The organism is Streptococcus thoraltensis DSM 12221 (assembly GCF_000380145.1).
Taxonomy (GTDB): Bacteria; Bacillota; Bacilli; order Lactobacillales; family Streptococcaceae; genus Streptococcus; species Streptococcus thoraltensis.
In genome coordinates this window covers 105,404-130,146 of the sequence record NZ_KB904586.1, presented here as the reverse complement: position 1 = coordinate 130,146, position 24,743 = coordinate 105,404, and the positions used below count along the sequence as shown (strand labels likewise).

General features: G+C 35.8%; 23 protein-coding genes. 18 read left to right on the top strand and 5 right to left on the bottom strand.

What is annotated here, in order from left to right; translation table 11 throughout:
• Nucleotides 1-53 precede the first annotated feature (53 nt).
• The 18 genes from A3IA_RS0100630 to radC all read left to right on the top strand — a co-directional run bounded on the left by A3IA_RS0100630 (nt 54) and on the right by radC (nt 19,675).
• Complete coding sequence (locus tag A3IA_RS0100630) at nt 54-659, top strand: sugar transferase (protein ID WP_018379435.1); 606 nt, start codon at nt 54-56, stop codon at nt 657-659.
• The gene (locus tag A3IA_RS0100625) at nt 660-1,514 is read left to right on the top strand and encodes an NAD-dependent epimerase/dehydratase family protein (RefSeq protein ID WP_018379434.1); all 855 of its coding nucleotides are present in this window, start codon (nt 660-662) and stop codon (nt 1,512-1,514) included. It begins immediately after the preceding gene.
• Nucleotides 1,515-1,538: 24 nt separating this feature from the next.
• Entirely contained in the window at nt 1,539-2,540 is a 1,002-nt protein-coding gene (locus A3IA_RS0100620) for a WaaS/CpsH family glycosyltransferase (protein ID WP_018379433.1), read from the top strand.
• Between the two features lie 13 nt (nt 2,541-2,553).
• Nucleotides 2,554-3,108 carry an acyltransferase gene (locus A3IA_RS0100615; RefSeq protein WP_018379432.1) on the top strand — a complete coding sequence of 185 codons (555 nt, stop codon included), beginning with the start codon at nt 2,554-2,556 and terminating at the stop codon, nt 3,106-3,108.
• Nucleotides 3,108-3,899, top strand: a complete 792-nt coding sequence (locus tag A3IA_RS0100610) for a glycosyltransferase family 2 protein (RefSeq protein ID WP_018379431.1) — start codon at nt 3,108-3,110, stop codon at nt 3,897-3,899. Before A3IA_RS0100615 ends, A3IA_RS0100610 begins: the two co-directional genes overlap by 1 nt.
• Nucleotides 3,896-5,002 carry a glycosyltransferase gene (locus tag A3IA_RS0100605; RefSeq protein WP_083902696.1) on the top strand — a complete coding sequence of 369 codons (1,107 nt, stop codon included), beginning with the start codon at nt 3,896-3,898 and terminating at the stop codon, nt 5,000-5,002. The genes A3IA_RS0100610 and A3IA_RS0100605 overlap by 4 nt, the downstream gene beginning before the upstream one ends.
• Nucleotides 4,999-6,132 carry a glycosyltransferase WbsX family protein gene (locus tag A3IA_RS0100600; protein WP_018379429.1) on the top strand — a complete coding sequence of 378 codons (1,134 nt, stop codon included), beginning with the start codon at nt 4,999-5,001 and terminating at the stop codon, nt 6,130-6,132. Before A3IA_RS0100605 ends, A3IA_RS0100600 begins: the two co-directional genes overlap by 4 nt.
• The gene (gene wzy, locus A3IA_RS0100595) at nt 6,125-7,627 is read left to right on the top strand and encodes an O-antigen polysaccharide polymerase Wzy (protein WP_018379428.1); all 1,503 of its coding nucleotides are present in this window, start codon (nt 6,125-6,127) and stop codon (nt 7,625-7,627) included. The genes A3IA_RS0100600 and wzy overlap by 8 nt, the downstream gene beginning before the upstream one ends.
• A 1-nt stretch (nt 7,628) precedes the next feature.
• The gene (locus A3IA_RS0100590) at nt 7,629-8,483 is read left to right on the top strand and encodes an NAD-dependent epimerase/dehydratase family protein (protein ID WP_018379427.1); all 855 of its coding nucleotides are present in this window, start codon (nt 7,629-7,631) and stop codon (nt 8,481-8,483) included.
• A 2-nt stretch (nt 8,484-8,485) separates the two neighbouring features.
• Nucleotides 8,486-9,172, top strand: coding sequence for a CatB-related O-acetyltransferase (locus A3IA_RS11545; protein ID WP_018379426.1), 687 nt, complete (start codon nt 8,486-8,488; stop codon nt 9,170-9,172).
• Nucleotides 9,169-10,566 (top strand): lipopolysaccharide biosynthesis protein, encoded by a 1,398-nt coding sequence (locus A3IA_RS0100580; RefSeq protein WP_018379425.1) that lies wholly within the window; start codon nt 9,169-9,171, stop codon nt 10,564-10,566. The genes A3IA_RS11545 and A3IA_RS0100580 overlap by 4 nt, the downstream gene beginning before the upstream one ends.
• A gap of 39 nt (nt 10,567-10,605) precedes the next feature.
• A complete protein-coding gene (locus tag A3IA_RS0100575; protein WP_018379424.1) occupies nt 10,606-11,820 on the top strand; it encodes a CDP-glycerol glycerophosphotransferase family protein in 1,215 nt (404 codons plus the stop codon).
• 15 nt (nt 11,821-11,835) lie between these two features.
• Nucleotides 11,836-12,228: a glycerol-3-phosphate cytidylyltransferase gene (gene tagD, locus A3IA_RS0100570; protein WP_018379423.1), complete on the top strand. Its 393-nt coding sequence runs from the start codon at nt 11,836-11,838 to the stop codon at nt 12,226-12,228.
• Nucleotides 12,229-13,091: 863 nt separating this feature from the next.
• Entirely contained in the window at nt 13,092-14,504 is a 1,413-nt protein-coding gene (gene pepV / locus A3IA_RS0100565) for a dipeptidase PepV (RefSeq protein ID WP_018379422.1), read from the top strand.
• A 331-nt stretch (nt 14,505-14,835) separates the two neighbouring features.
• On the top strand, nt 14,836-15,450 hold the full coding sequence (locus tag A3IA_RS0100560) for an SGNH/GDSL hydrolase family protein (protein WP_018379421.1): 615 nt from the start codon (nt 14,836-14,838) through the stop codon (nt 15,448-15,450).
• 16 nt (nt 15,451-15,466) lie between these two features.
• Entirely contained in the window at nt 15,467-16,603 is a 1,137-nt protein-coding gene (locus A3IA_RS0100555) for an AI-2E family transporter (RefSeq protein ID WP_018379420.1), read from the top strand.
• Nucleotides 16,604-17,183: 580 nt separating this feature from the next.
• Nucleotides 17,184-18,281, top strand: coding sequence for an alanine dehydrogenase (ald, locus tag A3IA_RS0100550; protein ID WP_018379419.1), 1,098 nt, complete (start codon nt 17,184-17,186; stop codon nt 18,279-18,281).
• A 713-nt stretch (nt 18,282-18,994) separates the two neighbouring features.
• Entirely contained in the window at nt 18,995-19,675 is a 681-nt protein-coding gene (gene radC / locus A3IA_RS0100540) for a RadC family protein (protein WP_018379417.1), read from the top strand.
• A 981-nt stretch (nt 19,676-20,656) separates the two neighbouring features.
• Here radC and A3IA_RS0100535 read toward each other — a convergent pair.
• From A3IA_RS0100535 to A3IA_RS0100515, 5 genes are all read right to left on the bottom strand, one after another.
• Complete coding sequence (locus tag A3IA_RS0100535; RefSeq protein ID WP_018379416.1) at nt 20,657-21,298, bottom strand: redox-sensing transcriptional repressor Rex; 642 nt, start codon at nt 21,296-21,298, stop codon at nt 20,657-20,659.
• A 731-nt stretch (nt 21,299-22,029) separates the two neighbouring features.
• On the bottom strand, nt 22,030-22,236 hold the full coding sequence (locus A3IA_RS0100530) for a DUF4649 family protein (protein ID WP_018379415.1): 207 nt from the start codon (nt 22,234-22,236) through the stop codon (nt 22,030-22,032).
• Nucleotides 22,237-22,247: 11 nt separating this feature from the next.
• Nucleotides 22,248-22,595, bottom strand: a complete 348-nt coding sequence (locus A3IA_RS0100525; protein ID WP_018379414.1) for a DUF1831 domain-containing protein — start codon at nt 22,593-22,595, stop codon at nt 22,248-22,250.
• 1 nt (nt 22,596) lies between these two features.
• Entirely contained in the window at nt 22,597-23,712 is a 1,116-nt protein-coding gene (locus A3IA_RS0100520; protein ID WP_018379413.1) for a cysteine desulfurase family protein, read from the bottom strand.
• Between the two features lie 6 nt (nt 23,713-23,718).
• Nucleotides 23,719-24,693, bottom strand: a complete 975-nt coding sequence (locus tag A3IA_RS0100515; RefSeq protein WP_018379412.1) for a ribose-phosphate diphosphokinase — start codon at nt 24,691-24,693, stop codon at nt 23,719-23,721.
• Between the last annotated feature and the right edge of the window lie 50 nt (nt 24,694-24,743).

Sequence of the window (24,743 nt, the reverse complement as noted above, 5' to 3'; positions counted from 1 at the left end):
CATAATTCGATAACAGTTATCAGATTATGTAAAGGGATTACTGGGAGGTTATTGTGTATCCAATTATTAAACGTTTAATGGCTATTATTCTATCTGTGACTGCCATTATTATTTTAAGTCCAATGATGTTGTTGATTGCACTTGTCATCAAAATCGATTCAAAAGGGCCTGTTTTCTTTAAGCAAAAGCGCGTTGGAAAAAATAAAAAACATTTTATGATTTATAAGTATCGCAGTATGTATACAGATACTCCAGCTGACATGCCAACACATTTATTGAAAGATCCAAATGCAATGATTACTAAAGTTGGAAAAATACTTCGGAAAACAAGTCTAGACGAACTTCCACAACTTATCAATATTTTAAAAGGGGAAATGGCTATAGTTGGACCACGACCTGCACTTTGGAACCAATATGATTTAATTGAAGAACGTGATAAATATAAGGCAAATGATATTCGTCCAGGTTTAACCGGTTGGGCTCAGATCAATGGTAGAGATGAACTTGAAATAGATGAGAAGGCCAAATTAGATGGGTATTATGTGGACCATTTGAATTTTTTCATGGATATGAAATGTTTCATTGGAACTTTTCTAAGTGTAATAAAAAGTGAAGGCGTTGTTGAAGGTGGAACTGGGCAAAAGGATAAGGAAAAATAAATGAAAAAAGTTCTAATTACAGGCGCGAATTCTTACATAGGGACTTCTTTTGAGAAATGGTTAGAATCATCGGAAGAAGAATATAAAGTTGATACTTTAGATATGATTAATCCGAAGTGGAAAGAGTTTGATTTTTCGAATTATGATTCCATTTTTCATGTCGCAGCTATTGTACATAAAAATGAAAAAAAGATGGACCCAACCCTTTATGATAAAGTTAATAGGGATTTGCCAATTGAATTAGCAACATTGGCAAAAAGTGCTGGTGTAGGGCAGTTTATTTTTCTTAGTAGCATGAGTGTTTATGGCAATGAACAAGAAATTATTACGAAGAGCACTGTTGAAAATCCGTCAACATACTATGGAAAAAGTAAGTTAGCTGCAGAAGAAGGATTGAAGAAGTTAGAAACAGAGAGTTTTGCTGTGGTTATCATTAGGCCGCCAATGGTGTATGGACCAAATGCGACTGGAAATTACGCAAGACTTTCCAAACTCTCTAAGTTTACATTATTATTTCCAAAAATATCTAATCAAAGAAGTATGATATACATTGATAATCTACTGGAGTTTGTACGAAAATCGATAGATTTATCATTATCAGGGACATATTTCCCACAAAACAAAGAATATGTGAACACAAGCGAACTAGTTAAAACCATTCGTCAAGTCAATGGCAAAAGAACTTTATTAGTTTCCTTATTCAATCCAATTATAACGTCATTCAATAACGTCACTCAAATCAATAAATTATTTGGAAATTTGGTCTATAATCAGAATCTTTCCCAGTATGATTTTAACTATCAAATAACTGATTTTGAAACCTCAGTTCATCTTTCGGAAAAAGAATTGATTTAAGCGCAAATAACATAGGAAGTAAACATGCACGATAAGCCCTTATTAGGAAAAAAAATCCTTTTTTTCTGTCCTGCTTTTTTTGGATATGAATTAAAAATACGCGATAAAATGATTGATCTTGGAGCCGATGTTAGCTACTATAATGAACGTCCAATTGAAAAAAGTTATCAAAAGGCTTTGCTGAAGATAAATCCAAATATCTTATCACGACAAACAGAGGACTATTTTTTTAATATTTTAAATGAAGTTAAAAATATAGCTTTTGATTATGTCTTTTTTCTCAAATGTGAGATGCCGACGGAACATATTCTTGAAGCCTATCGTTTAGCCTTTCCAAAGTCTATCTTTACCCTCTATATGTGGGATTCGTTATCAAATGTCGTTGATATTAGAAAAAAATTACCTTATTTTGATAAAGTTTATAGTTTTGATTTGGCAGATAGTAAATCTCATAAGGATATCTTTTTTAGACCTTTGTTTTTTGCAGATGATTTTAAAAGAACTTTTGATAGTAAAGTAACTTATCGGTATGATGTGAGTTTCCTAGGAACTATTCACTCGGATCGATACAAAATCATTAAACAAGTCCAAGCATTTCTAGATGCTAATCGGAAATCCTACTATTTTTTTAATTTTTTACAAAGTCGCTTTATGTATTCTTTTTATTGCTTAACCAAGGCAGAATTTCGTGGAACTAAAGCGTCTGATTTTGATTTTATCAAATTATCCAGTTCTGATATTGCCGAGATAGTAGATGAATCTAAAGCCGTTTTGGATATTCAACATCCAAAACAAACTGGTTTAACCATGCGTACAATTGAAATGATTGGGATGAATAAAAAAATCATCACAACGAATGCAGCTATCAAAGAATATGATTTTTATAATCCAACTAATATCTGTGTTATTGGTCGTGATGATATTACAATTGATCCTGAGTTTTTTGAAACTACTTATGAACCTTTGTCTACCGAGATTTATGATAAATATAGTCTTAGGCAATGGGTTCTCGATGTTCTAAAATAATTAAGGTGAGACAATGAAACTACAGAAATTATGGTGGTGGTTAAGATTACAATTCCGCAAACCCTTTTTTGCCCAAGTTGGCCGATCTTCTTATTTAGCCTCTTCAATTTCACTAGTAGGAACCAAGAATATTGCCATTGGAAATCGTGTCAGAATTTTTCCAGGCAACCGGATGGAAACTTATGATGGGGGTCGTATTACAATCGGCGATAACTGCTCAATAGGTCAAAATTTTCATATAACATCAATGAAAGATAATTTAAAAATAGGAGCTAACACAACTATTCTAGGAAATGTATTTATTACTAATATCGACCATGAGTACCAAGAAATTGGGAAACATATTTTAGAGCAACCAATGGTTTATAGAGACACACAGATTGGAGAAAATTGTTTTATCGGCTTTGGAGCTTCAATTCAAGCTGGTACTATATTGGGAAAACAATGTGTAGTCGGAACAAATTCAGTCGTTCGGGGAAATTATCCCGATTATTCAGTTATTGTAGGTGCCCCAGCTAAAGTTGTAAAAATATATAACCCCGAAACCCAAATATGGGAGCGTGTATAATGATTTCAGTTATTATTCCAGCCTATAATGCCGAAAATACGATTCTTAGAGCATTGGAATCGTTAAAAAAACAGACTAGATTAGATTTAATAACAGAAATTATTATTGTCAATGACGGTTCAACAGATCAAACTGAAGAGCTTATTAATTCGTTTAAGAGTAAAAATTCTCAAATGAATATTTTAGTTATAAATCAGGCTAACTCTGGTGTTTCTGTAGCTCGAAACAAGGGACTACATGAATCAAAATCCGAATGGGTAGCACTGTTGGATTCAGATGATGAATGGTTACCTAATAAAATTGAAATTCAGTGGGATTATATCAATAAAAATTCCAACATTGATTTTATTGGAGGAAATCATATAGAGTCGCCATTAGTCATTTTAGGAAAAAAAGTGACAACATTATATAGACCATCCATCAAAGATTTATGCATAAAAGTATTCCCTCAAACATCGACAGTCCTTTTCAAAAGACAAATTTTTGAAGAAATTGGAGGATTCGATATATCTAGGTCCTATTGTGAAGATGCTCAATATTTCTATAAAATTGCCCTTAACTATAGTTATTATTATATCCCAGAACAATTAAGTATCTACGATGGTGGGAAGCAGGGATTTGGAAGTTCAGGACTATCAGCAAATATCAAAGAAATGAATAACGGAATGAAAATGAATTATTTTGAGTTGTATGAACAGAAACATATAAAATTATCATTTTTTCTATTCATTTTAGTTTTTAATGAGCTGAAATATTGGAGAAGAATATTGTTAGCAAGGTTGGCTAAATGAGTAAGAGGTTATTGATATATTTAAACAGCATGAATGCATTTGGTGGGATTGAGAGGGTTATTGCCAATCTTTCGAATCACCTTTGTAACTACTATGACATTACGATATTAGTGAAAGATGAGCCGATTTCCGCCTATCAATTGGATCAACGTATTACTCTGGACTCTTTACATGTTCCTTTAGAGATGGATATGACGTCTCGGTTTAGACGTATCCTAAGTGTTCCGGTAAATGCTATTAAATCAGTTCGAGCATTGCGAAGATATTTCAAAAATCATACTTTTGATGTCATTTATACAGCATTTCCGATGAATGGTTTAGAGATTTACCTTTCAAAAAAATACTATCGTAATAAGTTGATAGCGTCAGAACATGCATCTTATTATGCTTACAATAAGATTTATAGACTTGTTAAGCAGTATTTATACCCACGCTTACAAGCAATTTCTGTGCCAACTACAATGGATACCAATATTTATCAAGATTTAGGGTATCAAGCATTTTATATGCCACATCTGACGACATTTGCTCCCAGCCTCACTCAGCCAGAAGATACTAAAACGATTATTAATGTAGGACGTCTGACTAGTGATAAACAGCAACTCCTTTTACTTCAAATTTGGGAAAAGGTTAATGAGAAATTGCCGGGTCATGAGTGGAAATTACAGATTATTGGCAGCGGAGAAGAAGAAGAAAGCCTTAAAACTTACATTCAAACGAGTGGCTTAACCAATGTTGAAATGATTCCTCACACGACTAGAATTGCAGATTACTATAAGAATGCAGAGCTTTTTGCTTTTACGTCAAAGATGGAAGGATTTGGTATGGTTTTACTTGAAGCAATGTCCTTCGGTGTTCCTTGCATTTCATTTGATTGCCCTAGTGGCCCACGTGATATGATTTCAAATAATCAAAATGGTTACTTAGTGGAACCCTTTGATTTGGAGGCGTATGCCGAATGCATTTGCCAATATATACAATTAGATAGTTCTTCGAAGAATCGATACAAAGAAGCAGCTAAAGAGACAATTATCAACTGGGATAATGATGCAATTATTTCCTCTTGGTTAGAATTAATTTCAAAAATGGAGAAAAATAAATGAAGACGATTGCTTTTTACCTTCCTCAATTTCATGCTATTCCTGAGAATGACGAGTGGTGGGGCAAGGGATTTACAGAATGGACAAATATGAAGGCAGCCAAGCCTTTATTTGAAGGTCATCAACAGCCACGTATTCCTTTGGATAATAACTATTACGATCTCTTGGATGAAAAAACGATGGAGTGGCAGGTCAAGCTAGCTCAAGAATACGGTTTATATGGGTTCTGTTTTTATCATTATTGGTTTGATGGACACATGTTGCTTGAAAAACCAATGGAAATGATGTTAAAAAATGAAAATATCAATTTCCCTTATACTATTTGTTGGGCGAACGAGCCTTGGACCAATGCTTGGAAATCTGATGAAGATTCTAAAACCTTGATTGCACAACGCTATGGTGATGAGAAAGAATGGAAGGCTCACTTCGACTACTTATTGCAATTTTTTAATGACAAAAATTATATTACAGTTGATGGTAAGCCTTTGTTAGTCCTTTATCGTCCTGAGATTGTGGATTGTCTGAATGATATGCTTGACTATTGGCAGGGTTTGGCAATTGAAGCTGGTTTCCCAGGTTTGTGTTTTGCCTACCAGCAGGTTTCTTATTATCTTTTGGAAAATAAAGATGAAAGTCGTTTCACTTATCGCATCGAGTATCAACCTGGTTACGCCAGATATGACGCCCAGAAGAATGCTGGTGGCATGACAAGTAAGCTATTGTCCGTTAAAACAGCTATACGAAATACTGCTTCAAAGATTGATAAGACATTTGGGACCAATATTGCTGCTAATTTGACTAAATCGGGTACAAGTTTTGAAGATTATGATGAGCTTTGTCAGGCAATCATTAATCGTCATGGTGAAGATGAAAAATCAGTTGCGGGTATGTTTGTAGGCTGGGACAACACCCCAAGAAGAGGGGTAAGAGGACGTGTCTGCCTAGGATCGACACCAGAAAAATTCCAACATTATATGGCAGAACAGGTTAAAAACGTGAAAGAAACTTATTCAAATGACATGATATTTATTTTTGCTTGGAATGAGTGGGCAGAAGGTGGCTACTTAGAGCCTGATGAAGAGAACCGTTATGCTTATTTAGAGGGATTGAGGGAAAGTTTAAAAGATGCATAATCATAACAAAATTAGTCTCTCTCTACCAGTAAGTGCATGGTTGCTACTTATTACGGTCTTTTCAGGGATTGTTATCAATATTGTAGTGAATATCTTGCCACTGAGTTTGGAAGAAAAGTTAATTATTTCGTTTGTCTTTGTGATAATTGCCTATAGTCAAATTTTTTTGACCTTAAAGATACTGTATAAGAATGTCAAATTTATTCATATCTTTTTACTATTGACAATACCTTTCTCATACGGACAACATTTTATTGCACTGTTTGATAGAGATTATTTATTTCAAAATCAAGATTATCATATACTAGATGGTCTTTTAGCAGATAGCAGTATTATTAATGCTTCATTTTTTATTATATTATTCCTTATTTTATTGACATTTGGCTATATCATTGTCAATAAACAGGAGAACTATTCTCAAGAAATGATAACTAGAGAAGAAAAAACAACAGATAAAATTTTACTTTTTGTTGGGTTGATTTTTCTTGCGATTTCTTTCATTCCTGCTTTCAAAGAAGTTCTAGGACAGTATAATTTAAGTAAAACTTATTCTTATTTGGCTAGAAGAAATTTAGAACACGAAAGCAACTACTTTCAACTTTTAGGAATATCATCAAGAGATACTTATTTAGCAGAATGGTTTTTACCTAGCCTATATATGATATTAATTTCCTTGAAAACTAAGCGAGCTCGAGTGATTCCTTATTTCATTTTGTTGGGTTATAGTTCTATATATTTATTGACAGGTTCGCGATTTATTTTGTTAAAGATGACTACGGTTGTCTTCCTTATTGAATATTTTTGGCATCACTCTTTTTCCAAACAGGCCTTAAAGAAAATTTTTATATTAGCTCTTCCATTGGCAATAGTATTTAGTGTCATGACCAAGTTACGAGGGACAACAGATTACAACTATGCATCAATTGCTGACGGCTTAGCAAATTATTTTAAAAGTAGCCCGTTAAATTCAACATTATGGGAAACAGGGATTACATTTACATCAGTGAGTAACGTTATTGATAAGGTTCCCAACAGCTTACCTTTCTTTGCAGGGAAATCCTATTTGGGGGCAGTTTTAATTTTATTACCTGCGTTTCTGAGATTTGGATTTACGGAGCGCTATACTTTTACAATAAGTAGTACATTGTCTCCCCTTTATTATAGAAGTAAATTATTTGGTTACGGATCTTCTATCTATGCTGAGCAATATTACAATTTTGGATATTTATCTCTAATAATCGCCATCTTTATAGGGATGATGTTCGGGTACTTTGAAAGAAAAGTTCATCAAAATAGTTTTAAAAATAAGAGTAGTTCGTTTCTTATCTATTCCTTTATTTTAGGAGAACTTATTTATTCGGTTCGTAATGATCTCTATGCTATTCCAAGGGTGACTTTTATTAGCTTAGGAATTCCACTCATTGTAGTTTGGCTCGTTCGTGAATTAATTAATAAGAGTATGTACCATAAAGGTGACAATCAGGAGGTGTCATAAAATGAAGATATTAGTAACAGGAGCAAATGGTTTTCTTGGCTTAGGCATTGTAACAGAGTTGCTAAACCGTGGTTGTGAAGTTGTCGCGACTGATTTTGATACGAGTCGGGTTGACGATAGAGCAACAAAAGTAGCGTGTGATTTATTTGATGTTAGTGATCTCTATCACTATTTCGGTGAACCAGATACGGTATTGCACTTAGCATGGCAGGATGGTTTTATACATCAAGCAGATAGTCATATTTTGAACTTGCCAAAGCATCACCTTTTTTTAAAAAACTTATACGATAGCCCAGTGAAACAAATTGCTGTTTTAGGGACAATGCATGAAGTTGGTTTTCATGAAGGAAGTGTTGATGAAGATTCAGTATGCAAACCGTTGAGCTTATACGGTATTTCTAAAAATGCTTTGCGATTGGATGCAGAGTACCTAGATAAAAACAATCCTAAAAATTTGCAATGGTTACGTGGTTTTTATATTGTGTCAAATACAGCTCAAGGCTCGTCTATTTTCTCAAAACTCTATCAGGCAGCACAAGAAGGGAAAAAAACATTTCCATTTACTCTTGGCTTAAATCAATTTGATTTTATCGATTACCCAGATTTCTGTGTTCAAGTTGCTGCGGCTGTTTTACAATCTGAAGTTACTGGGACAATCAATATTTGTTCAGGTAGACCAGAAAAACTAGCAGATAGGGTAGAACGTTTTATTACTGAAAATCAGTTGGACATTTCTTTAGAATATGGGGCATTTCCAGACAGACCGTATGATTCGAAAGCTATTTGGGGAAATAATCATAAAATTACAGAAATTATGTCTAAGGATGCTAAGAATAGTGAGTATTTTGGAGAATAACCATGAAATTTGATACTAAGTATCTAACTTATAGAGGTAAGTTAGCGTACAAAATATTAAAAAAATTATATTTGAAAAATTCTCTAACTCGTAAATTATTTTATCAATACATTAATAGATATGAGGGAGGGCAATTCTATTCAACAACTTTGCGTAGAATTTTTAAAGAAACCAGAAATATTGATGTTCAAATTGGGAGTTATGGCTGTTTTACTGATGGTTTTCGTCCTAATGTCACTATTGGTGCATATTGTTCAATTGCCCCTGGTGTCCAGCGTTTAGTTGGAAATCATCCATATGATAATATTTCTACCTATCCATTGTTCTATAAAAAAGATTTTGGGGCGTTAACAGAGACTCGATATGACGAAAAACAGTTATCAATAGGACACGATGTGTGGATAGGTGTTAATGCAATTATTACTGGGAATGTACAAAATATAGGTAATGGAGCCATCATCGGTGCAGGAGCGGTTGTAACACATGATGTCGAACCGTATACAATTGTTGCAGGGGTACCTGCACGACAGATTGGTGTCCGTTTTTCAGAGCCTATTCAGGAACAACTGGAAAAATCCAAATGGTGGGAGCTCACTCCGGATGAATTAGCCCCGATGGCAGAGTTGGCAAATCAACCTGAAGCATTTATAAAAAAAGTCACTGAGAAGGTGAGAGACACTAGAGAATGACAGAAGAAAAGCAGCTTATAAATTATAAAAAAATAAGCACCTATTATATGATAGGAACCTTATTAAATCAAGGAATTTCATTTATTACCGTTCCTATCTTCAGTAGATTGTTAAGTCCATTTGACTATGGTATCGTAAACACTTATACATCGTGGGTTGCGATTGTTTCAATGATTATTAGCTGCGCGGTTTATATGGGGATTCGCTCAGCTTTTATTGAGTACGAAGAGAAAATCGATGATGTAATGTCTAGCCTAACCAGTTTAACCTTATTAAATGGTTGCATAGGTCTCTTGGTCAGTCTAGTGGTAATAAGCCTTGGAGTTGGGTCTCCCTTATTGATTTTACTGGGGTTGGGTAATGCGTTAGGTCAAGCTTTATTGCAAAATTATTCGATGTATCTCATGATGAGATACGAATATCAATTTAGAACATTTTTATTGATTGTACCTAATTTACTTGCGGTTATCATTTCTCTAGTAGCCGTCGTATTCCTTTTCTCGGATGTCCCTTATTTGGGAAGAATTTTGCCAATGGCTTTAACGCAACTAGCTTTTGGTATCTTTGTGACTTTCTTAGCTTATCGGAAAAGTTTAAACCTTTGGAATAACAGATATGTAACATTTGCTTTGAAAATTTCGCTTCCCTTGGTATTACATGGGATTGCGCTCAATTTACTCTCTCAGTCAGACCGTTTGATGATTACAGCCTTTAGAACAGCTAGTGAAACTGGAATTTATAGCTTGGTCTATAATTTAGGAATGCTGGCAACTGTTATTACGACAGGTTTAGATGGTGTTTGGATTCCATGGTTTACAAATCGTTTGAAGCAAGGAGAAGTTGAAATAATTAACCAACAGGTGAAGTATTATATTACATTCATGACTTTAGCGATGTCAGGATTAGTATTGGTTGGTCCAGAAATTGTAAAAATACTTGCAGATAGCAAATACTGGTCTGGTATTGCCATCGTTCCACCTATTGTATTAGCTAATTTTTTGGTTTTTGCCTATACTTTATATGTTAATGTTGAACATTACTACAAAAAGTCGGTATATATCACTTCTTATACCTTGATTGCAGCAGCATGTAATATCGCGACAAATTATTTCTTTATTCCTAAATATGGTTATGTTGCAGCAGCTTTTACGACACTGTTTTCATATGGAGTATCCTTTTTCTTGCATGCTAGATATTCAAAAATGTTAAATCCACATCTCTATCCAATGACTTACTTTGCACGACCATTTTTCAGTCTGGTTATCGTGGTTGCTATTTTTTACCTCTTTATGGACAATCCACTTGTGCGTTGGGCAATAGCGATTGTTTTAGTTATTTATGAAGCATGGTACAATCGTGAGATTCTCTTAGCACAAGTAAAAAGCTTCAAGTGAAATTGAGCAAGTAAGAATTTTGAAACAGAAAGATAAAATATGACAAGGATAATAACTTATTTAAAAAATGGTTTTCTTAATGGCTTGGTCTGTCTTTTGAATGTCTTCATTCGCAGGGACAACTCGATTATTTTGATTGGTAGTTGGATGGGAGAAAAGTTTGCAGACAATTCTCGTTTTTTGTACCAATATCTTCATCACGAAAAAAACCGTTTATCATTGAAACGCGTCATTTGGGTCACTCGAAGTGAGCAACTTTTACAAGAACTATCGGAAATGGGATATGAAGTTTACCTTTGCGGAACTAGACAAAGTTTTTACTGGCATCTAAAAGCCGGTGTCCATATTGTCTGTAATGCAATTTATGTACTGCAAAATGGTCGTTTTCAACCCGATATTGAAACCTCGCTATCTTATGGAGCAAAACGCATTCAACTTTGGCATGGCATTGCCATAAAATCTGTTGGAGCGGCTTCCAACGAAACAAAGCAAAATCATCATTTGGCAGAAAAAACTAGTATTTCATGGCTAAAAACCTTTCTTTCTAGAGGAGGATGGGCAGATTACTACTTGTTATCAACAAGTGAAAAGAACAAAGAAGACAATTATCAAATTTCACGTTGTCCTAGAAACAATATTTTTATTTCATCATATCCTAGAACATTTGAATGCCTAGAGTTGCTTCCAAAAGAGATGGATGTATTAAATGAGATAAATCAATTTAAAACTAAAATCATTTATTTACCCACTTTTAGAAGTACTTATAATCATTATCAGCATCCTTTGACAAATGAAAAATTAGTGAACTATCTTGAAGAAAATCAAATTCTTTGGATTGAAAAACAGCATTCTGCTTCTAATTTTTCTACAGCCGATTTTAAGTCGCTAAAAAATGTATATTTTTTAAATGAAAATTTTGATGTCAATGTTTTGTATGAACATGTAGACGGAGTTGTATCGGATTACTCATCAGCAGTTTTTGATGCGGTATATCGGAATGTTCCAATTGTGATGTACACACCTGATGTTGAAGAATTTAGAACAGGTGATGTTGGTCTCTTATTTGATTTAGAAGATTATTGTAGTTCTTTGATGGTGGAAACTTCAGAAGAATTACTAGATATGATTGATGATGTTCGTCAAAATTACTTTACTGATAAGCGTATTTCTGATTATGAAAGAATTATGACTCTTTTCTATGACAATCGCCAATCCACATATGAAGAATTTTGGAAAGATATTATCAGTCTTTAACAGAAAGGATTAATTATGAAACGTGTAATCACTTATGGAACATTTGATTTGCTTCATTATGGACATATTAACTTATTAAAAAGAGCCAAGTCACTAGGAGATTATCTTATTGTTGTTATTTCTACGGATGAGTTTAATTGGGTAGAAAAGCAGAAAAAGTGTTATTTCTCTTATGAACAACGTAAATCTTTAGTAGAAGCGATTCGTTATGTAGATTTGGTTATTCCTGAGACTAACTGGGAACAAAAGAAAACGGATATGCATGAATATCATATTGATACTTTTGTCATGGGAAATGACTGGAAAGGAAAATTTGATTTTTTGCGAGATGAAGGAGTAGAAGTTGTTTACTTAGATAGAACTCCCGAGATTAGTACTAGTCAGATAAAATATGATTTAAAAAAATAATTTTGAAGTACATAGGAAAAAAAGAACAGATAGACTTGATATAATCCTTATCAAAGGCTCATTGTTAACTGTAGCGGGTGACTTACACAAAAAGGGAGCATTACAGCCTTTTGAATTAAGGTTGAGACATGGTCACTTTCGACTTGCTATTCTTATTCAATGAAAATCAAAAGCAGACTAGGCGACACAGATAGCAGATAGAACTGTCTTCATTAAATCAAGTCAACAAGGTCTGCTTTTGATTTTCGAAGAGTATCAAGTACTGTTCTGCGTCTTTTTTTGTTCCTTGTCTGAAAGTTAATTCATTTGACTATAGGATAGGGAGCCAACTGAAAAGTCATTAAACTGGATGGCTTTTTATTATGCTTGAGGTAATGGAATGCTTGAAAATCAGTTGACGTTAGAAGTGAATCCTTATTCTAGTTTATATAATGCCGTTGTTTCCAAGACACGCTTTTTACGCCAGTTAAGCAGACTGTGTGATTTTGGTTTTATTGATGGATAGAGGATTTACTTGTATGAGCTTGTTTCGACAAGAAACTGTATTTGCCAACTAAAAATTGGATAGATTTAGTCAAAAGAAATGAGGTCTTATCGTGATTAGAGCATATACCATTGAAGGGAAAAGAATAGTCCCTCTCTTTTAGAGTCTCGAGATGTACTTTAATAAGCAATTTTCTTGGAAGGTTGATGTTTGGTAAGCATCCAATAATAAGAATCAAGGAGTCACTACAAAGTGGCTTTTTAAATATCGTGAAATCCTTTCCATTTCGTGGTATAATGAGGTACTGAAATTGAGAATTTCTCGCTATATTTTAGTTGATTAGGTCAGTTTTTTGACTCATAAGTAAAGGAGTATGTTTATGTCTACTATTGATTTTAAAGCAGAAGTTGATAAGCGCCGTGAGGATATGATGGCGGATTTGTTTACTCTCTTGAGTATTAACTCTGAGCGTGACGATAGTCAAGCGGATGCGCAGCACCCATTTGGACCTGGTCCTGTTAAGGCTTTGGAAGCATTCTTGGAGATTGCCAAGCGTGATGGTTATAAAACACGCAACATCGATAACTATGCTGGTGAGTTTGAATTTGGTAATGGTGATGAAGTCATGGGGATTTTTGGTCACCTTGATGTAGTTCCTGCGGGTTCTGGTTGGGATACTGATCCCTATACACCTGTTATCAAAGATGGTCGTCTCTATGCACGTGGGGCATCTGATGATAAAGGGCCTACAATGGCTTGCTACTACGGGCTTAAAATCATCAAAGAACTTAGTCTTCCTGTTTCTAAAAAAGTGCGCTTTGTGGTAGGTACTGACGAAGAGTCTGGTTGGGCTGATATGGACTATTACTTTGCGCATGCTGGTGTTGCAAAGCCTGATTTTGGTTTTTCTCCGGATGCTGAGTTTCCAATTATCAATGGTGAAAAGGGTAATATCACTGAATACCTTCATTTTTCAGGTGATAATAATGGTGCCGTCATTCTTCACAAATTTGAAGGTGGTCTGCGTGAAAACATGGTTCCTGAATCAGCAACAGCACTTATTTCAGGAGACATTAATTTTGAAGACCTGTCTGAAAAACTACGTGTCTTTAATGCCGAGAACAATCTAACAGGTGAGATTTCTCAAGATAACGATGGCAATGTGTCAATTACTGTTAATGGTAAATCTGCCCATGGATCGATGCCATATAAGGGTGTTAATGGTGCAACCTTCCTTGCTAACTTCTTGAAAGAATTAGCGTTTGAAGATGGAGCTCGCGCCTTTATTAATATCACAGCTGATGTCCTTCATGAAGACTTTGAAGCTGAAAAGCTTGGCTTAGCCCATACTGATGAAAAAATGGGTTCAGTAAGCATGAATGCTGGTGTCTTCTCATTCTTGAAAGAAGAAGCGGACAATACCATCGCACTTAATTTCCGTTACCCTAAAGGAACAGATGCCCAAACCATCAAAGCTGGTCTTGAAAAACTTGAAGGTGTTGAAAAAGTGACCCTTTCTGAACATGAACACACACCTCACTATGTGTCGGTTGAGGACCCATTGGTTGAAAAACTTCTTTCAGTCTATGAAAAACATACTGGACTTAAAGGTCACGAACAAGTTATCGGTGGTGGTACCTTTGGTCGTCTCCTAGAACGTGGCGTTGCCTTTGGTGCTCTCTTCCCAGATTCTATTGATACCATGCATCAGGCTAATGAATTCTCAGATGTTGAAGAGCTCTTCACGGCAGCAGCTATCTATGCAGAGGGAATCTACGAATTGATTAAATAAGAGTGGAAAGGGGACTAGTGAATAGTCCTCTTTTTATAATGATATAGACTTTTGAATTAACTTTGATACATGGTTATTTTCGTCTTGCCGTATTCATACTCAATGAAAATCAAAAGCAAACTAGGTAACGCCGATGTGAAGTTCATCAAAATCCAGTCAATAAGGTCTGTTTTTGATTTTTGAAGAGTGTTAAGTATTGTTCTGCATCTTTTCTATTCCTTGTCTGAAAGTTAATTTATTTGACTATATTTGAAAATTAAAAAAATTGAAACTGATTTTTAAACCAAAAAACGGTATAATAGAAATTGTTACTAATATCAGGAGTATAATTATGATTGAAGTTATTGGACCCGATTTAGCTAAATATCACCAACAAAAGTTAGGAGACTATCTTGCCGCTAATCAGAGAGACTCCAAAGATGCGGCTGTTTTTACTGGAGATTCGATTATCGAATTTTTTCCTTTAAAGAAATTTTTTGGTCGAGAACAAGCTATCTTAAATCGTGGCATTGCTGGAGTAGATACGAATTGGCTTAAAGAGCATATCAAAGAACAAGTTCTAGATTTAGAACCTGATAAGCTTTTTATTTTAATTGGAACTAATGATTTGGGGCTTGGTTATGATGATAATCATGTTCTTAACAATATCGAGACAATTTTGGAGACTGTTCAGTTTGAATCGATTGCTACCAAGGTCTATTTACTCTCGATCTTACCAGTTAGCCACAAAAAAGAGTATCAATCCAAGGTGAAAATCCGAAACAATCATGATATTCAGGCGTTAAACCGCCAACTTGAAGAACAACTTTTGGCTGAATATATTGATCTTTATCCCTATTTGCTAGATAAAGATGGTAACTTGGCTGATGAGTATACGACTGACGGTTTACACCTCAGTCAAAAAGGTTATGCTGTGATTGCTGAACAATTGAAATTATATTTATAGAATCAAAGGAGAATTCGTGAAAATTACAAAAAAAGAAGTGGGTTATATCGTTCTGACGTTCTTTCTCTGCTTTGGGATTTACCAGAATTGGGAAAGTGGTGCTGGGCTGATAAAAACCTTCTGGAATGCTTTAAAACCCTTTTTAGTAGGTGCAGGGATTGCCTACATTGTTAACATTGTCATGTATGTCTATGAAACTTGGTTTTGTAAGTTTATCAAGACGCCATTTTTATTAAAAATTAAGCGCCCCATCTCAATGATTTTGGCTTATCTGACTTTTATTTTAGTGGTCGTTTGGATTTTTTCAATCGTCCTCCCAGATTTGATTTCAAGTCTAAAAATGCTTTTGAAAATTGACACTCAAGCGGTTTCAAAAATAATTGCAGAGCTTAACGACAACAAAGTGATCAATCGTATTTTGGATGTCTTTGGTCAAAATTCTGATATCAGCTCAACCATTTCCAAATCTACACAACAAATCACTAACCAATTGCTGTCAGTTCTAACTAATGTCTTGACGTCTGTCTCTAATATCGCCTCCACAGTCATCAATGTTTTTGTCAGTCTTGTTTTTTCAATTTATGTTCTGGCAAACAAGGAAACATTAATTCGACAAGCGAGAACTTTGACAGAGCTTTATACTGGTAAATGGGCTTCAAAGATTTTCTATGTAACTGAAATCCTGCATGACCGTTTTCATAATTTCTTTGTAGGGCAAACTATTGAAGCCATTATTCTCGGCACTTTAACAGCTATTGGTATGGTTATTTTTAGTTTTCCGTACGCTGTAACCGTGGGTGTTTTGATTGCTTTCACTGCCTTAATTCCGATCGTTGGGGCATTCATTGGAGCTGGAGTGGGATTCATTTTAATTGCAACGAAATCTTTCCAACTAGCTGTCTTTTTCATCATTTATTTGGTGATACTGCAGCAGATTGAAAGTAATCTCATTTATCCTAAAGTTGTTGGGAATTCGATTGGACTTCCAGGTATGTGGGTCCTCTTGGCTATTACTGTTGGTGGCGCTGTCAATGGTATTTTGGGAATGCTGGTTGCAGTTCCAATTGCAGGGACCCTCTATCAGGTGCTTAAAGACAATGTCAAAGAAAAGCGAAAGAAACAAGAAAATCAAGTTAGACCACCGCATTATTAAATGGTTTATAAATTTTTTAAAATTAAATCAATTGGGAACTAGTTTTGCCCAACCTCTTTGAACAGACATGCCTTAATTGGCATGTTTTTAGTTTATGAAAGGTAGAGAAGAAGCACCGAATCAGTACTCGCAGGTTGAAGAAAAAGTCCATTTTGGATATTTTTCTCCAATCTTTTTTCTTTGTAGTCCAAGAAAAACTCTCAAAAATGTTGAAATAACTGTATTTCTAAAAGTTTAATGATTATCTGTCTCCCTACACAATTTTCCAAATTCTCAAATTTCCAGAGGCTTTTCTACCTTCTGAAAGTACCGAATCGGTACTTGCTTTTTTAGTTGATTAGGAATTAGCCTTATTTTAACTTTGCTATGTTGTTTCGTGTGTTTTTAAGATTGGAATAGGGTGGGATTGACTCGCAAGCAAAGATTAGTTTGTTCCAAAATCAAATGTTTACGTTTAAGATTTTTATAACTAACCACGAGTAAATATGATAGATAATAAGTTCACAAGATGGTTTTTGGTTGACTTAGGGGTGGGATTTATGTGACAATAGTTATAAAGTAGTGAAAGGGGACGTCAAAAATGATTATTGGTATTCCAAAAGAAATTAAAAATAATGAAAACAGGGTTGGGCTAACGCCAGCGGGAGTTTTGGCTTTCAAACAAGCAGGACATGATGTTTGGGTTGAAAAGGAAGCGGGTGTTGGGTCTGGCTTTTCTGATGAAGACTATCTTGCTCAAGGGGCTGATATAAAACAAACGGCTAAGGAAACTTGGGCAGCTGATATGGTTATCAAAGTTAAAGAACCATTAGCTTCTGAATATGTCTATTTCCGTCCAGATTTACTTCTATTCACTTATCTCCACCTAGCTCCAGCTCCTGAGTTAACTAATGCCTTGCTAGATGGTGGTTTAGCTGCTGTAGCATACGAAACAGTAGTTGACCGTGGGACATTGCCACTTCTTAACCCGATGAGTGAAGTTGCAGGACGTATGGCGACTCAACTGGGAGCACGTTATCTGACAAAGATTGAGGGCGGAGCTGGTATTCTTTTAGGTGGTGTGCCAGGTGTCAAAAAAGGTCGCGTAGTGATTATTGGAGGCGGTAATGTTGGTGCTAATGCAGCCCAAATGGCTGTCGGCTTAGGAGCAGACGTCACTATTTTGGATGTTAATCCAACACGCCTAGCGCAATTAGACACACAATTTGATGGCAAAGTTCAAACCTTGATGTCAAATACCCTTAATATTACAGAAGCAGTTGCAGAAGCTGATTTACTGATAGGAGCGGTTCTTATTCCTGGAGCCCGTGCTCCTAAGCTAGTTACTAAGGAAATGGTATCTACCATGAAACCTGGCTCAGTAATCATTGATGTCGCTGTCGATCAAGGTGGTATTATTGAAACAGCTGATCGAGTGACGACACATGATGCGCCTACTTATGTGGTTGATGGTGTCATTCATTATGCAGTGGCAAACATGCCAGGTGCGGTCGCAAGAACATCTACGCTTGCGTTGACAAATGCTACATTGCCTTATGCGCTTGAGTTGGCTAATAAAGGTCTTGAAACGGCAATCGCTGAAAATCCAGCTCTTCGATCAGGACTTAACATTTATCATGGAAAAGTGACTAACGAAGCAGTTGCTCAAGCCCATGATTTACCTTATCACGCTGTTTAAAAACGCTTAATGGTATGTTAGAAGTAAATGCGCTTCTAAGGATTTCAAATCACTAACACTACCCCGAAAATGAAAAGAGTCAGTGAAGTGGACTGTTAAAAGAAATTGGCATTTCGAAATTGTTCTGAGACACAGTAACGGAGAAAATCAATGAGAAAGACCGATATAGCAGTCAATTAGACTTAAGACAAAGCCTTGAGAATTGAGTTTCCAAGGCTTTTTAGTATTTTTAGGCTCATTGTCAACTGTAGTGGGTAACTTATAGCTAAGCACGAGAGGGGATCGTGAGTACAAGAGTAACCCTAAAATCTGCACGGTATGTCCGTTATTGTCAATCTGAATAGAAAATATAGTTTTTAAAATTAACTTTGGTACATGGTTTGCCGTACTCATGCTCAATAAAAATCAAAAGCAGACCTGTTGATTTGATGAATTCTAGTTCTATTTGCATCGGTGTCTTCTAGTTTGATTTTGATTTTCGAAGAGTATCAAGTACTGTTCGCGTTTCAACTTCTTGTTCTGAAAGTTAATTCATTTGGCTATAAAATGCCTCAAATCAGCATATTAAAAGTTTTTCAAGTTAACATACTAAAACATTAAACATCAAAACTGATAGTTGTCTTCCGGTCGAGAAGCTAGACAAAAATTCAGTTTTTTTGTATTATTTTTACGAATAAATAGATAGGACAATCAAAAGACAAGGGGTTTATTTTATGTATCACGTTACTATTCCAGATGAAGCTTTGCTGCCTCGTGAGCGTTTGGTTCAACTAGGCGCTGAAAAACTCAGCAATCAAGAATTATTAGCTATATTATTACGAACAGGAACGAAAAAGGAGCCTGTGATGGCTCTTTCTCAATCTATTTTATCCGAACTTAATAGCTTAGCTGATTTGCATGATTTATCATTGCAAGAGCTACAAAATATTCATGGTATCGGGCTAGCTAAATCAACTGAATTCAAAGCCATGCTTGAACTGGCTAAAAGAATTCATGCTTCAGAAAGCAAGCGTTCTGAGAGAATTATGGGAAGTCAGCAAGTTGCCAAGAAAATGATGCTAGAGATAGGAAGGCAGAAGCAAGAGCATCTGGTTGTTCTCTATCTGGATACACAAAATCGTATCATTGAACAACGAACCATTTTTATTGGTACAGTCAGACGATCTGTTGCTGAGCCACGCGAAATCCTTTATTATGCCTGTAAAAATATGGCAACGTCAATTATTTTAGTCCACAATCATCCCTCAGGTACGGTCGACCCAAGTGAGAACGATTTACGTTTCACCGAGAAATTAAAACGTTGCTGTGATGATATGGGGCTGGTTTTGTTGGACCACTTGATTATTGGAAACAGGGATTACTTCAGTTTCCGAGAAGAGTCTGATGTGCTTTAAAGGTCATTGGCAACAAATCAAATCATCACTCTACGACTAATCAGAAATTTTAGATAACACTGACATTAGATAAGGGGATTATGATGTTTGAGATGAACGAATCACTTCAATAGGTATCAGCCCGTAGAGCGTTAACTATGATTTCTCATTCATTGACTATGATCTAGGCACAAAGAAAATGCATGAAATCACTTTCTGATGACATGCATTTTTTTATATCGTCAAATGAATTAGCTTTCAGAAGAGGAAGTGAGACGCGGACAGTACTTGATTTTCATTGAGTATGAATACGGCAAGTCGAAAGTGACCATGTATTAACGTTAATTCAAAAGACTATAGTTTCACCAAATTATAGTCTTCTAGAGGTCGTCCCGCATTTTTGTTGCTATTATAACAAAGTTTTATGATAAAAAATATAGTTTTATGAAAATACGCGTTCTAAAACCGAAACTTTCTTCCTGCGTTTGTCGTGATTCACTGGTTAAATCATTAACAGTCTGATCTTGGAAAGAGTTAATCTCATCCTGATTACAATAAATAGCTTAAAAGGGAGGATTCTAGTTACCAGTATCACTAGATAAAGTAATCTGTTGGGGACAATCCAGCTAGTATTTTTCAAGGTCTCGATGAAGGCTGCCACTAAAGGCAAATTTTATTCATTGAGATCTGTGGTAAACAGTGACAACCGTTTTTTTTGTTTGAGAGTTTCAGCAAAAAGAGTGGCTTCAAATAGATTTCGTTCTTTAAAGAAGTTATTATTTTTTTAGCTTGACTTTCTTACCTATAGAAGGCTAGGTTAACATTTTGCCCACCTGATAGAGACACGGCGGGCAGCGTCAGAAATGTGAAGTCTAAGTGGCATACCAAAAGCTTTTTTGAAACCTTTCATAAAACCATGAGGAGCTAATCTCTTAAAATGCTATGTTCAGGACTAACTTGATGATTCGTATCAATTTCGATACGAAGCTGCTTAGCTATGGATTAACCTTGCTTTTGATTCATGAAGTAGAGAAGTGTTTGCAATTCGCTTGTAAGGTCAACGTATTGCACGACGACTTCTTTTGGCACAGATAGGTGGACCGGTGAGAAGCTCAAGATACCTTTAATACCAGCTTCGACTAACTGATCAGCAACTTCTTGCGCCTGAAGACTTGGAACTGTAAGGATAGCTGTTTCAATATCAGTATCTTTGAGAGTCTCTTTAATGGTAGAGATGCCATGAATTGGAATACCGTCTGGAGAAGTTGTTCCCACGATTTCATTATCATCTCGGTCAAAGGCAATAGCAATCTGCATTTTGTTGCGGTCATGGAAGCGGTAGTGCATAAGGGCACGACCGATATTACCAACACCAACTAAGGTAACGTTAGTTGTAGAGTGGTCATCTAGAATATCAGCGAAGAAATTCATTAATTTCTTAACATCATATCCAAAACCACGACGACCTAATTCACCAAAGTGTGAGAAGTCACGACGGACTGTAGCAGAGTCAATTCCCATTGCATCTGCGATTTGTTTAGAACTTGCTTTTTCAATATTGTCAGTGTTAAAACGTTTAAAAATACGGTAATAAAGTGATAAACGTTTGGCTGTTGCTTTTGGGATTGTTTTTTCAACAGACATGGCTGTCTCCTTTTCTAAGATGTATTTTGACTTTGATAAATACATCACTTGTTTAAAATGATTTTACTTACTTATTTTAAATAATCCTTGTGAAAAATGCAACTTTAATGTCTGGAATTAGTGATTTTATGTGAAAAATAAACAAATAAAAGTGGTGAAAACATTAGAACGTTTATTGTTCTAGAAAGTTACTAAAGTGAAAAGAGCGGTTTATACTTAATAAAAAATAGATGTTTCATAGTTACTGTAAAACTAGATTTATCTTTTAATCAATGAAACCGATTAAAATTGCTTTTGCACCACAAACGCTCACGAATCAAGGCTTTAAAACGCTTGATGAAGAGATGAAAAGTGTCATCCAAAAGAGTATTGAGCTGGCTTAATACTCTTTAAAAATCACATTCGAACCTTGTTGACTGGATTTTCAGAACTTTAGTGCTATCTGTGTCGGAACCGTCTAGTCTCATTTGGATTTTCAGTGAGTATAAAATCAATTCTTCATAGAAATTGAATTGAAATCCATTTTTGATTTTTGTTTAGTGTTAATTAAGGCTAGACTGATATAGTTGACAATAAAAGAGAAGCTAGGAAATACTATCCTAGCTTCATTTTTGATGGTATTATAATCTTTTGCATTAACTTTGACATATCGTCACTTTCGACTTGCCGTACTCAGGTACTGTTCTGCGTCTTTCTGTTCTTTGTTTGAAAGTAATTCATTTGACTAAAATTTAAATCTTTTTGTCAAGGGCATAAAAGAGGTTTCCGAAGTTACCAGAGTAGTCGATTTCCTCACCTTTGTATAGAACTTTTATCACAGGGAAATGGTCAGAAATACCAACCATACAAGTCATTTGGGCTTGGCGGTAGGCATCATAACTCTCATAGCTAATTTCTTTTTCTTGTTTTGCATCATTTAGATAGGTAATAATTAGCATCAAAATTTCCTCTATTGCTCTTTTTTGGTGAATACTTGACGTTCTACGAGACTATCCATTAGGAAGTAGAATTTATCTTGTAGGATTTTATGGTCGTCAGATTTAAAGATATTGACTAAACGAAGACCAGATTGGTCAGTAATATTGAGTTTAAAGCCTGTTAGTTCTTTATGAATGACGATTTTTAAGAGGAATCCTTTGCCAGAGTTGGGAACTTCCTCCAAAAGTCGACTAAGTTCATAGTGACCGACTTTGCTTTCTGAGAAGGTCAAATCTTTAAGCGTGTATTTTTTAATGTTTGGGTCAATTGTATAAGTATATTGACAATCTTTTAGTGAAATTGATTTTTCAAAAGCCATTCTAGTCTCCTAATAATGATTTTAGCAGGTTAGCCAAGCCGATGACTTCTTCTTCAGTATTTAATTCTGAAAAGCTGATTCGGATGGATTCTTGAAGTTTGGGTGAGTCATCTCCATATTTAGCAGCCAAGACATGACTGGGATCAACTGTGCCTGCTGTACAAGCTGAACCAGTGGAGACGGAGTAGCCCTGTAAATCAAGCTGGGTTAAAAGGACGCCATTGTTGGCACCCGGAAAACCAATGTTTAACACATGCGGTATCGCTTTAGCCTTACTATTTAAATAGAAATCTAGTCCAGATAACTGTTCTAAAAAGGCTTGATTTAGGCGTGTGACCTTGTTCCAGTTCTCATCTAAATGGTCATGACTATCAGCTAAAGCCTTAGTCATTCCTGCAATGCCTATGAGATTTTCAGTGCTGGCACGATGCTTATCTTCTTGCTCTCCACCGTGTAAGAGTGGGTCAAATAGCATGCGATTATTATACAGAATTCCGACACCTTTAGGTCCATGGAACTTATGAGCTGAGATGGACATGAAATCAATGCCTAATTTTTCAGGCTCTAGAAGGATTTTTCCAGCCACTTGAACAGCATCAACGTGAAAGGCAGCAGAGTGATCTTTCAATAAGTCACCAACTTTAGCAATTGGCAGCATATCTCCAGTCTCATTATTGGCATACATGAGACTGACCAGAATAGTATCTTCTCGCAAGGCAGCCCTTAGATCTTCAAGGCGAATGTCCCCATTAACTGGTTGCAGGTAGGTCACCTCAAAGCCAAAGTGTTTTTCCAAATACTCCAAAGTGTGTAAGACAGAGTGATGCTCAAGGGCTGATGTAATAATGTGCTTACCCTTTTCCTGATGGGCAAGGGCATAACCTTTTAAGGCAGTATTATTACTCTCTGTTCCGCCAGAAGTGAAGATGATATTATTTGGAGTCGTGCTTAGAAGTGATGCCACTGTCTGTCGGTACTCTCTTAATTTCTGGCTAGCCAATCGTCCGTGCGTGTGAATGCTTGATGGGTTTGCTAACTGGAGTGTCATTGCTTGTGTCATCTCAGCGATAACAGACTCTGTTAAGGGAGTAGTTGCAGCGTTATCCAAGTAAATCAAAATGTATTAATCCTCGTTGTGGTGAAATGTAAAGAGTGGGCTGAGTGGTTGGCGCTCTTGGATGCGAACAATAGCATCGGCAAACAACTCACTAGCTGTGATGTATTTTGCGTTGTTAGGGATACGTTCTTTAGACAAAACAGAGTCTGTCAAAAGAATTTCTTTGATAGGAGCAGCTTCCAGAATATCGGCAGCTCCACCTGCAAAGAGACCATGACTTGATACAGCGTAAATTTCAGTGGCGCCACCGCGTTCAACAATCTTACTTGCTTCTGCGAATGTTTTACCAGTATTTAGAATATCATCAATAAGGATTGCTTTTTTACCAGCTACATCACCAATGATGTAGCCTTCTTCACGATGACTATCGTCTTCTTGTGCGTAATCAATGATAGCAATTGGTGCATCGAGGTATTCTGCTAGGCTACGGGCACGCTTGATGCCAGAATTTTTAGGGCTGACAACAACTACATCCTGTCCTGACAAACCTTTATTGACATAATGTTCAGCAAATAATGGTGTTGTGAAGAGATTATCAACTGGAATGTTGAAGAAACCTTGAACTTGAACAGCGTGTAAATCAAGAGTTACAACACGATTAACGCCAGCTTTAACCAACATATTAGCAACAAGTTTAGCTGTGATAGGTTCACGAGATGCGGCAACACGGTCTTGTCGTGAATAACCAAAGTATGGCATAACAACAGTGATTGAATTGGCACTTGCACGTTTGCAAGCATCAATCATAATAAGCAATTCCCAAAGGTTATCATTAACAGGGAAGCTGGTAGACTGAATGATGTAAATGTCATCACCACGGACACTCTCTTCAATGTTAATCATAATTTCACCATCAGAGAACTGACGTGAAGAAAGTTTTCCAAGAGGAATGCCTGAGGCTTCAGAGATTTTTTCAGCAATATCATTATTGGATGTTAATGAAAAAAGCTTCATTTGAGGGTTGGCGTTGTTTTGTGCCATGACAAAATGCTCCTTATATAATTAGTTCCACTATATTTTACCAAAAAAAC

Bases quoted from the DNA above. Each gene is read 5' to 3' on its own strand.
- A3IA_RS11545 (WP_018379426.1), top strand. From the start codon at position 8,486: ATGAAATTTGATACTAAGTATCTAACTTATAGAGGTAAGTTAGCGTAC.
- A3IA_RS0100530 (WP_018379415.1), bottom strand. From the start codon at position 22,236: ATGCTAATTATTACCTATCTAAATGATGCAAAACAAGAAAAAGAAATT.
- A3IA_RS0100610 (WP_018379431.1), top strand. From the start codon at position 3,108: ATGATTTCAGTTATTATTCCAGCCTATAATGCCGAAAATACGATTCTT.
- ald (WP_018379419.1), top strand. From the start codon at position 17,184: ATGATTATTGGTATTCCAAAAGAAATTAAAAATAATGAAAACAGGGTT.
- A3IA_RS0100625 (WP_018379434.1), top strand. From the start codon at position 660: ATGAAAAAAGTTCTAATTACAGGCGCGAATTCTTACATAGGGACTTCT.
- A3IA_RS0100560 (WP_018379421.1), top strand. From the start codon at position 14,836: ATGATTGAAGTTATTGGACCCGATTTAGCTAAATATCACCAACAAAAG.
- pepV (WP_018379422.1), top strand. From the start codon at position 13,092: ATGTCTACTATTGATTTTAAAGCAGAAGTTGATAAGCGCCGTGAGGAT.
- A3IA_RS0100575 (WP_018379424.1), top strand. From the start codon at position 10,606: ATGACAAGGATAATAACTTATTTAAAAAATGGTTTTCTTAATGGCTTG.
- A3IA_RS0100600 (WP_018379429.1), top strand. From the start codon at position 4,999: ATGAAGACGATTGCTTTTTACCTTCCTCAATTTCATGCTATTCCTGAG.
- wzy (WP_018379428.1), top strand. From the start codon at position 6,125: ATGCATAATCATAACAAAATTAGTCTCTCTCTACCAGTAAGTGCATGG.
- A3IA_RS0100535 (WP_018379416.1), bottom strand. From the start codon at position 21,298: ATGTCTGTTGAAAAAACAATCCCAAAAGCAACAGCCAAACGTTTATCA.
- A3IA_RS0100590 (WP_018379427.1), top strand. From the start codon at position 7,629: ATGAAGATATTAGTAACAGGAGCAAATGGTTTTCTTGGCTTAGGCATT.
- A3IA_RS0100605 (WP_083902696.1), top strand. From the start codon at position 3,896: ATGAGTAAGAGGTTATTGATATATTTAAACAGCATGAATGCATTTGGT.
- A3IA_RS0100620 (WP_018379433.1), top strand. From the start codon at position 1,539: ATGCACGATAAGCCCTTATTAGGAAAAAAAATCCTTTTTTTCTGTCCT.
- radC (WP_018379417.1), top strand. From the start codon at position 18,995: ATGTATCACGTTACTATTCCAGATGAAGCTTTGCTGCCTCGTGAGCGT.
- tagD (WP_018379423.1), top strand. From the start codon at position 11,836: ATGAAACGTGTAATCACTTATGGAACATTTGATTTGCTTCATTATGGA.
- A3IA_RS0100525 (WP_018379414.1), bottom strand. From the start codon at position 22,595: ATGGCTTTTGAAAAATCAATTTCACTAAAAGATTGTCAATATACTTAT.
- A3IA_RS0100515 (WP_018379412.1), bottom strand. From the start codon at position 24,693: ATGGCACAAAACAACGCCAACCCTCAAATGAAGCTTTTTTCATTAACA.
- A3IA_RS0100580 (WP_018379425.1), top strand. From the start codon at position 9,169: ATGACAGAAGAAAAGCAGCTTATAAATTATAAAAAAATAAGCACCTAT.
- A3IA_RS0100615 (WP_018379432.1), top strand. From the start codon at position 2,554: ATGAAACTACAGAAATTATGGTGGTGGTTAAGATTACAATTCCGCAAA.